General features: G+C 60.7%; 6 protein-coding genes and 1 pseudogene. All 7 read left to right on the top strand.

The window, feature by feature from the left end:
• A partial coding sequence (locus tag EN984_RS17615) for a pyridoxal-dependent decarboxylase (protein ID WP_164765506.1) occupies positions 1-697 on the top strand: 697 nt, incomplete at its 5' end.
• A gap of 127 nt (positions 698-824) precedes the next feature.
• Positions 825-1,592, top strand: coding sequence for a DeoR/GlpR family DNA-binding transcription regulator (locus EN984_RS17610; RefSeq protein ID WP_127258922.1), 768 nt, complete (start codon positions 825-827; stop codon positions 1,590-1,592).
• A 125-nt stretch (positions 1,593-1,717) separates the two neighbouring features.
• A complete protein-coding gene (gene glpD / locus EN984_RS17605) occupies positions 1,718-3,244 on the top strand; it encodes a glycerol-3-phosphate dehydrogenase (protein WP_127269022.1) in 1,527 nt (508 codons plus the stop codon).
• A gap of 42 nt (positions 3,245-3,286) precedes the next feature.
• Positions 3,287-4,366 (top strand): ABC transporter ATP-binding protein, encoded by a 1,080-nt coding sequence (locus EN984_RS17600; RefSeq protein ID WP_127269023.1) that lies wholly within the window; start codon positions 3,287-3,289, stop codon positions 4,364-4,366.
• A gap of 9 nt (positions 4,367-4,375) precedes the next feature.
• Positions 4,376-5,443: an ABC transporter ATP-binding protein gene (locus tag EN984_RS17595; protein WP_127269024.1), complete on the top strand. Its 1,068-nt coding sequence runs from the start codon at positions 4,376-4,378 to the stop codon at positions 5,441-5,443.
• A complete protein-coding gene (locus EN984_RS17590) occupies positions 5,444-6,310 on the top strand; it encodes a sugar ABC transporter permease (RefSeq protein WP_127272310.1) in 867 nt (288 codons plus the stop codon).
• Between the two features lies 1 nt (position 6,311).
• Positions 6,312-6,608: pseudogene (locus tag EN984_RS38845) on the top strand (carbohydrate ABC transporter permease); the annotation flags it as partial.

Genomic DNA, 6,608 nt, shown 5'->3' with positions numbered 1-6,608 from the left:
CACCAGCACCGGCGGCGCCGACGATATTGCAGCGGTTGTCGAGGTCGCACGGCGGCATGGGCTTTATCTTCACGTCGACGCCGCATGGGCGGGATCGGCGATGATCTGTCCGGAATATCGGCATTTCTGGACAGGCGTCGAAGGCGCCGATTCAATCGTTTTCAATCCGCACAAATGGCTGGGCGCCCAGTTCGACTGCTCTATCCAGTTCCTGCGCGATCCCGAAAGCCATGTGAGGACGCTGGCCATCAAGCCGGATTATCTGAAGACACACGGCCACGACGGCATCATCAACTATTCCGAATGGTCGGTGCCGCTCGGCAGGCGATTTCGCGCGCTGAAATTGTGGTTCCTGCTGCGCGCCCATGGCCTGGAAAATCTGCGCACGATGATCCGCAATCATGTCGGGTGGAGCGAAGCGCTGGCGGCGCGGCTGGCAAGGGAGTTGGATTTCGAGATCGTCAGCGAACCGATGCTGTCGTTGTTCTCGTTCCGAAACAAGATCGCAACCGACGCGGACGAGCAAAATCTGCGCCTGGTCAATGCGATCAACGACGATGGCCGCATCTACCTGACGCAGACGAAGGTCGATGGCAGGATCGCAATCCGGTTCCAGGTCGGACAGTTCGAGGCGACCGCCGCCGATGTTGATACGGCCTTCACCGTCATCACGGAAATCGCGCGCGCAATGGATTGATCGGGCACAATCTGGTTTGCGTTCGTATTCACCTTGGCAATCACATGCATTTCATTAGCCGGCTTATGCCTTTTCATCGGTTTCGTTTTCGACTATAGACAAGAAAAACGAAAACGGGAGGTTGCCTATGTATCTGTCGCCGCGCCATGCCGAGATTATCCAGATGGCCAAGGATCATGGCCGCGTGCTGGTCGATGATCTGGCCACCCACTTCAATGTGACGCCGCAGACCATACGCAAGGACCTCAACGATTTGTGCGACCAGCGGCTGCTCTCGCGCATCCATGGCGGCGCGTTGTATCCCTCCGGCATCGAGAACATGGAATATGAGGCGAGACGCAAGATCGCCGCCGACGAGAAGGAGGCGATCGGCCGTGCGGCCGCCAGGCTGATCCCCGACAATGCCTCGCTGTTCATCAACATCGGCACCACGACCGAGTCGGTCAGCAAGGCGTTGCTCGATCACAACGGGCTCATGGTCATCACCAATAACATCAATGTTGCCAATAGGATGCGGATATATCCCTCGATCGAGGTGGTGATCGCCGGCGGGGTTGTGCGCGGTTCCGATGGCGGTGTGGTCGGCGAAGCGGCGGTCGACTTCATCAGGCAGTTCAAGGTCGACTATGCGGTGATCGGTGCATCCGCCATCGACCATGACGGCGCCTTGCTCGATTTCGATTTTCGCGAGGTCAAGGTGGCGCAGGCGATCATCGCCAATGCAAGGCATGTCATCCTGGTTTCCGACCAGACCAAATTCGAGCGAACCGCACCGGTGCGCATCGGCCATCTGTCGCAGGTCAACACCTTCATCACCGATCGTTGCGACATCCCGTCAGTGCGCAAGATCTGCCAGGAGGCCGAGGTTCAGTTGATCGAGACGTCGCTCGCCTAGGCGGTTTCTGCCCGATATCACGCGCTCGTGATATTTCGTTTGACATTCGTTATCATTTCGAAATAATTCCGACACGGTTTCGTAAAAGCCCAAAAATGGTGCAATGCGAAATCGTTGGAGGAATTGTGGACGCATCTCCGATCCGTGACATTTTCGTCATAGGTGGCGGCATCAATGGCTGCGGCATTGCCCGTGATGCCGTCGGTCGTGGCTTTTCCGTGTTTCTCGCCGAGATGAACGACCTAGCCAGCGGAACCTCCTCGGGTTCGACCAAATTGATCCATGGCGGCCTGCGCTACCTCGAATTCTACGAATTCCGCCTGGTGCGAGAGGCGCTGATGGAGCGCGAGGTTTTGTGGAAGAACGCGCCGCACATCATCTGGCCGATGCGGTTCGTGCTGCCCTATGCCAAAGGCCTGCGTCCGGCCTGGCTGATCAGGCTCGGTCTCTTCCTCTACGATCACATTGGCGGGCGCAAATTGCTGCCCGCGACCCGGACGCTGGACATGGCCAGGGATCCGGCCGGCAAGCCTTTGAAGCCGCTGTTCAAGAAGGCCTTCGAATATTCGGATGGCTGGGTCAATGATGCGCGACTGGTGGCGCTGAACGCGCGTGATGCCGCCGACCGCGGCGCCACGGTCCGCACCCGCACGAAAGTGACCGGCGCGCGCCGCGAAAACGGCCTGTGGGCAATCCAGATCGAGGACCTGCAGACCGGCGAGACCGAGGAGATCAAGGCGCGACTGCTGGTCAATGCCGCCGGCCCCTGGGTCGATCATGTGCTGTCCGGCGTCGTCGGGCTCAACGATGTGCACAATGTCCGCCTCGTGCAGGGCAGCCACATTGTCATCGCCAGGAAGTTCGACGATCCACGCGCCTATTTCTTCCAGAACAAGGATGGCCGCATCATCTTCGCCATTCCCTATGAGGAAGAGTTCACACTGATCGGCACCACCGACCAGGATTATCCCGGCGATCCGCATGACGTGAAGATCAGCGACACCGAGATCGATTACCTCTGCGCCGCGGCAAGCGAATATTTCGCCCAACCCGTCAAGCGCTCGGACATCGTCTGGACCTATTCGGCCGTCCGTCCGCTCTATGATGACGGAGCCTCCAAGGCGCAGGAAGCGACGCGGGACTATGTGCTCAAGGCCGATGGCGGCGACGGCGCCGCCCCAATTGTCAATGCTTTTGGCGGCAAGATCACCACCTATCGCCGGCTGTCGGAATCGATGCTGGAAAAGATCGAGAGTTTTCTCGGCAAACGCGGCAAGCCGTGGACGGCAAACGCGCCGCTGCCGGGCGGCGATTTCCCGGCCACCGGTTTCGATGCCGAAGTGGCGAAATTGAAAACCGCTTATCCATTCCTCGACGCGCGCCTGGCTCGCCGGTTGACCCGGCTCTATGGAACCCGCGCGAGGATGCTGCTGGGGCTGGCCAAATCGAACGTCGATCTCGGCCGCAACTTCGGCGCCGATCTCTACGAGGCCGAGGTGCGCTATCTCGTTCAAAACGAATGGGCCGTCACATCAGAAGATGTATTGTGGCGCCGGACCAAGCGCGGTCTGCATCTCAGCCGCGAGCAGGTGGCGGCGCTCGATGAGTTCATGCGCGGCATAAGCCGGCGCCATGTCGCGGCTGCCGAATGAAGAGGGGTTTGAGCTGATGCGGAAGGCCTGGGAGGAGGCGTCATGCTGGAACTGAGAAACGTCACCAAGGCGGTCGGCGCGGTCGAGCATATAAGCGACGTGTCGCTGACGCTCCAGCACGGCTCGCTCAACGTCCTGCTCGGACCTACGCTTTCCGGCAAGACAAGCCTGATGCGGCTGATGGCCGGCCTGGACGTGCCGACCTCCGGTTCGATCTGGTTCGACGGCCAGAATGTCACCGGTGTGCCGGTGCAGAAGCGCAAGATCGCCATGGTCTACCAACAGTTCATCAACTATCCGGCGATGACCGTTTATGAGAACATTGCTTCGCCGCTGCGGGTGGCCGGCATCGAGCAGGCCAGGATCGACAGCCAGGTGCGTGAAGCCGCGGCTCTTCTCAAGCTGACGCCCTATCTCGACCGCACGCCGCTCAGCCTGTCCGGTGGCCAGCAGCAGCGCACCGCGCTGGCGCGCGCCATCGTCAAGAACGCAAGCCTGGTCCTGCTCGACGAACCGCTCGCCAATCTCGACTACAAATTGCGCGAGGAACTGCGCGCCGAATTGCCCAGGATATTCGCCGCCGCCGGCACCATCTTCGTCTACGCCACGACCGAGCCGCACGAGGCGCTGCTGCTCGGCGGCAACACGGCGACGCTTTCGCAAGGCAAGATCACCCAGTTCGGACCGACCATCGAGGTGTTCCGCAAGCCGGTAGATCTGGTGACAGCCAGGACATTTTCCGATCCACCGCTCAATACTATAGTGCTTGCCAAGAAGGGCCGGGATTTCCTGCTCGAGGGCGGCGTGAACCTGCCGGTGCCGGCCGAGCTCTCCGGCATTGCCGATGCCATGTACACGATCGGTTTTCAGCCGCACCACCTGTCGCTCGAGCGGCCCAATGCGGCGGCCGTACCGGTGCGCGCCAAGGTGACGATCACCGAGATCACCGGATCGGAGAGCTTCATCCATCTCGATTTCGCCGATGCGCGCTGGGTCATGCTGACCCATGGTATCAGGCATTTCGAGCCGGACGAGGTGGTCGAGGTGTTCATCGATCCGCGCCACATCATGGTTTTCGACGAGCACGGCAGCGCCGTGACTGCGCCGAAGCTGGCGGCTTGAGGGCAAGAGATGGCACGCATCGACGTCAACCATGTCAGGCATTCCTACCTGCCGAACCCGCAGAAGGATGCCGATTTCGCGCTGCGGGAAGTGCATCATGTCTTCGAGGACGGCGGCGCCTATGCGCTGCTCGGGCCCTCCGGTTGCGGCAAGACCACGCTGCTCAACATCATTTCGGGATTGTTGCACCCCTCGCACGGCCAGTTGCTGTTCAACGGCAAGGACGTGACCAATTTGTCGACGCAGGAGCGCAACATCGCGCAGGTGTTCCAGTTCCCGGTCATTTACGACACCATGACCGTCTACGACAATCTGGCCTTCCCGCTGCGCAACCGCGGTGTGCCGGAAGCCGATGTCGACCGCAAGGTTCGCGAGACGCTGGAGATGATCGATCTGGCGTCGTGGGCGAAGAAGAAGGCGAGGGGCCTGACCGCCGACCAGAAGCAGAAGATCTCGCTCGGCCGCGGGCTGGTGCGCTCCGACGTCAACGCCATCCTGTTCGACGAGCCGCTGACCGTCATCGATCCGCACATGAAGTGGGTGCTGCGCTCGCAGCTGAAGCAGTTGCACCGCCGCTTTGGCTACACCATGGTCTATGTGACCCACGACCAGACCGAGGCGCTGACCTTCGCCGAGCAGGTCGTGGTCATGTATGATGGCGGCATCGTGCAGATCGGCACACCGGCCGAATTGTTCGAACGCCCGCGCCATACCTTCGTCGGTTATTTCATAGGCTCGCCAGGCATGAACGTCATGCCGGTGGCGATCGACGGCAAGACGGCGACGCTCGGCTCGCAGCGCATCGAACTGCCGGGCGCACCCAAGGCAGCCAGCGGCGCCGTCGAGCTCGGCATCCGTCCCGAATATGTCCGGCTCGGCCGCGAAGGCATGACCGTGCAGGTCAGCAAGGTCGAGGATCTCGGTCGCCACAAGGTGGTGCGCGCCAAGCTCGAAGGCCGCGATATCTCTGCCGTGATCGGTGAGGACGAGACCCTGCCTGCCGATCCGAAGGTGCGGTTCGACCCGGCCGGCATCAACATCTATGCCGATTCCTGGCGTGTCGAGATGGAGGCCTAGATGGAGAAGACCTGGAACAACAAGGCCTGGTTCATGGTGCTGCCGGTCCTCCTGCTGGTGGCGTTCTCGGCGGTGATCCCGCTGATGACGGTGGTCAACTATTCGGTGCAGGACACGTTCGGAAACAACGTCTTCTTCTGGAACGGCTCGGACTGGTACACCGAAATCCTGGAGTCGGAACGCTTCTGGCTGTCGATGGTCCGCAACCTGATCTTTTCCGCAACCATCCTCGCCATCGAGATCCCGCTCGGCATCTTCATCGCTCTCAACATGCCCAAGAAAGGCTGGGGCGTGCCGGTCTGCCTGGTTCTGATGGCTCTGCCGCTGCTGATCCCGTGGAACGTCGTCGGCACGATTTGGCAGGTGTTCGGCCGCATCGACATTGGCCTGCTCGGCTACACGCTGTCGTCGCTCGGCTTCGACTACAACTACGTCAACGATCCGACCGACGCCTGGGTGACGGTCATCCTGATGGACGTCTGGCACTGGACAAGCCTCGTCGTTCTGCTTTGCTACGCCGGACTGGTCTCGATCCCCGATGCCTTCTACCAGGCGGCCAAGATCGACGGCGCCTCACGCTGGGCAGTGTTCCGCTACATCCAGCTGCCGAAGATGAACCGCGTGCTTCTGATCGCGGTGCTGCTGCGCTTCATGGACTCATTCATGATCTACACCGAGCCGTTCGTCGTCACGGGCGGAGGCCCAGGCAATTCGACGACGTTCCTGTCGATAGACCTGGTCAAGATTGCCATCGGCCAGTTCGATCTCGGGCCGGCGGCGGCCATGTCGATCATCTACTTCCTGATCATCCTTTTGCTGTCATGGGTGTTCTACACCGTCATGACCAATGTCGATGCGGAGCGCTGAGATGAGCGGCGCCAACGAAGGAACGACGAGGCAGGACCGGGTGCGTGAGACGGCCGTTTCGGACGGGCTCGCCAGCACATTGTCGCAGGACCAGCTTGCGCGGCTGATGCGCCGGCGCGGCGAAGAATCCCGGTTCTGGTGGTTGGTGCCGACGATCTACATCATCTTTCTGATGCTGCCGATCTACTGGCTGGTCAATATGAGCTTCAAGACCAATCAGGAGATCCTGGGCGCCTTTTCGCTGTGGCCGAAGAGCCCGACCCTGGCCAACTACATCGTGATTTTCACCGACCCGTCC

Source organism: Mesorhizobium sp. M7A.F.Ca.CA.004.12.1.1 (genome assembly GCF_003997835.1).
Lineage (GTDB): Bacteria > Pseudomonadota > Alphaproteobacteria > Rhizobiales > Rhizobiaceae > Mesorhizobium.
This window is presented reverse-complemented; position numbering and strand designations above follow the sequence as displayed.

Coding starts and splice junctions, on each gene's coding strand:
- EN984_RS17595 (WP_127269024.1), top strand. CDS start 4,376: ATGGCACGCATCGACGTCAACCATGTCAGGCATTCCTACCTGCCGAAC.
- EN984_RS17590 (WP_127272310.1), top strand. CDS start 5,444: ATGGAGAAGACCTGGAACAACAAGGCCTGGTTCATGGTGCTGCCGGTC.
- EN984_RS17610 (WP_127258922.1), top strand. CDS start 825: ATGTATCTGTCGCCGCGCCATGCCGAGATTATCCAGATGGCCAAGGAT.
- EN984_RS17600 (WP_127269023.1), top strand. CDS start 3,287: ATGCTGGAACTGAGAAACGTCACCAAGGCGGTCGGCGCGGTCGAGCAT.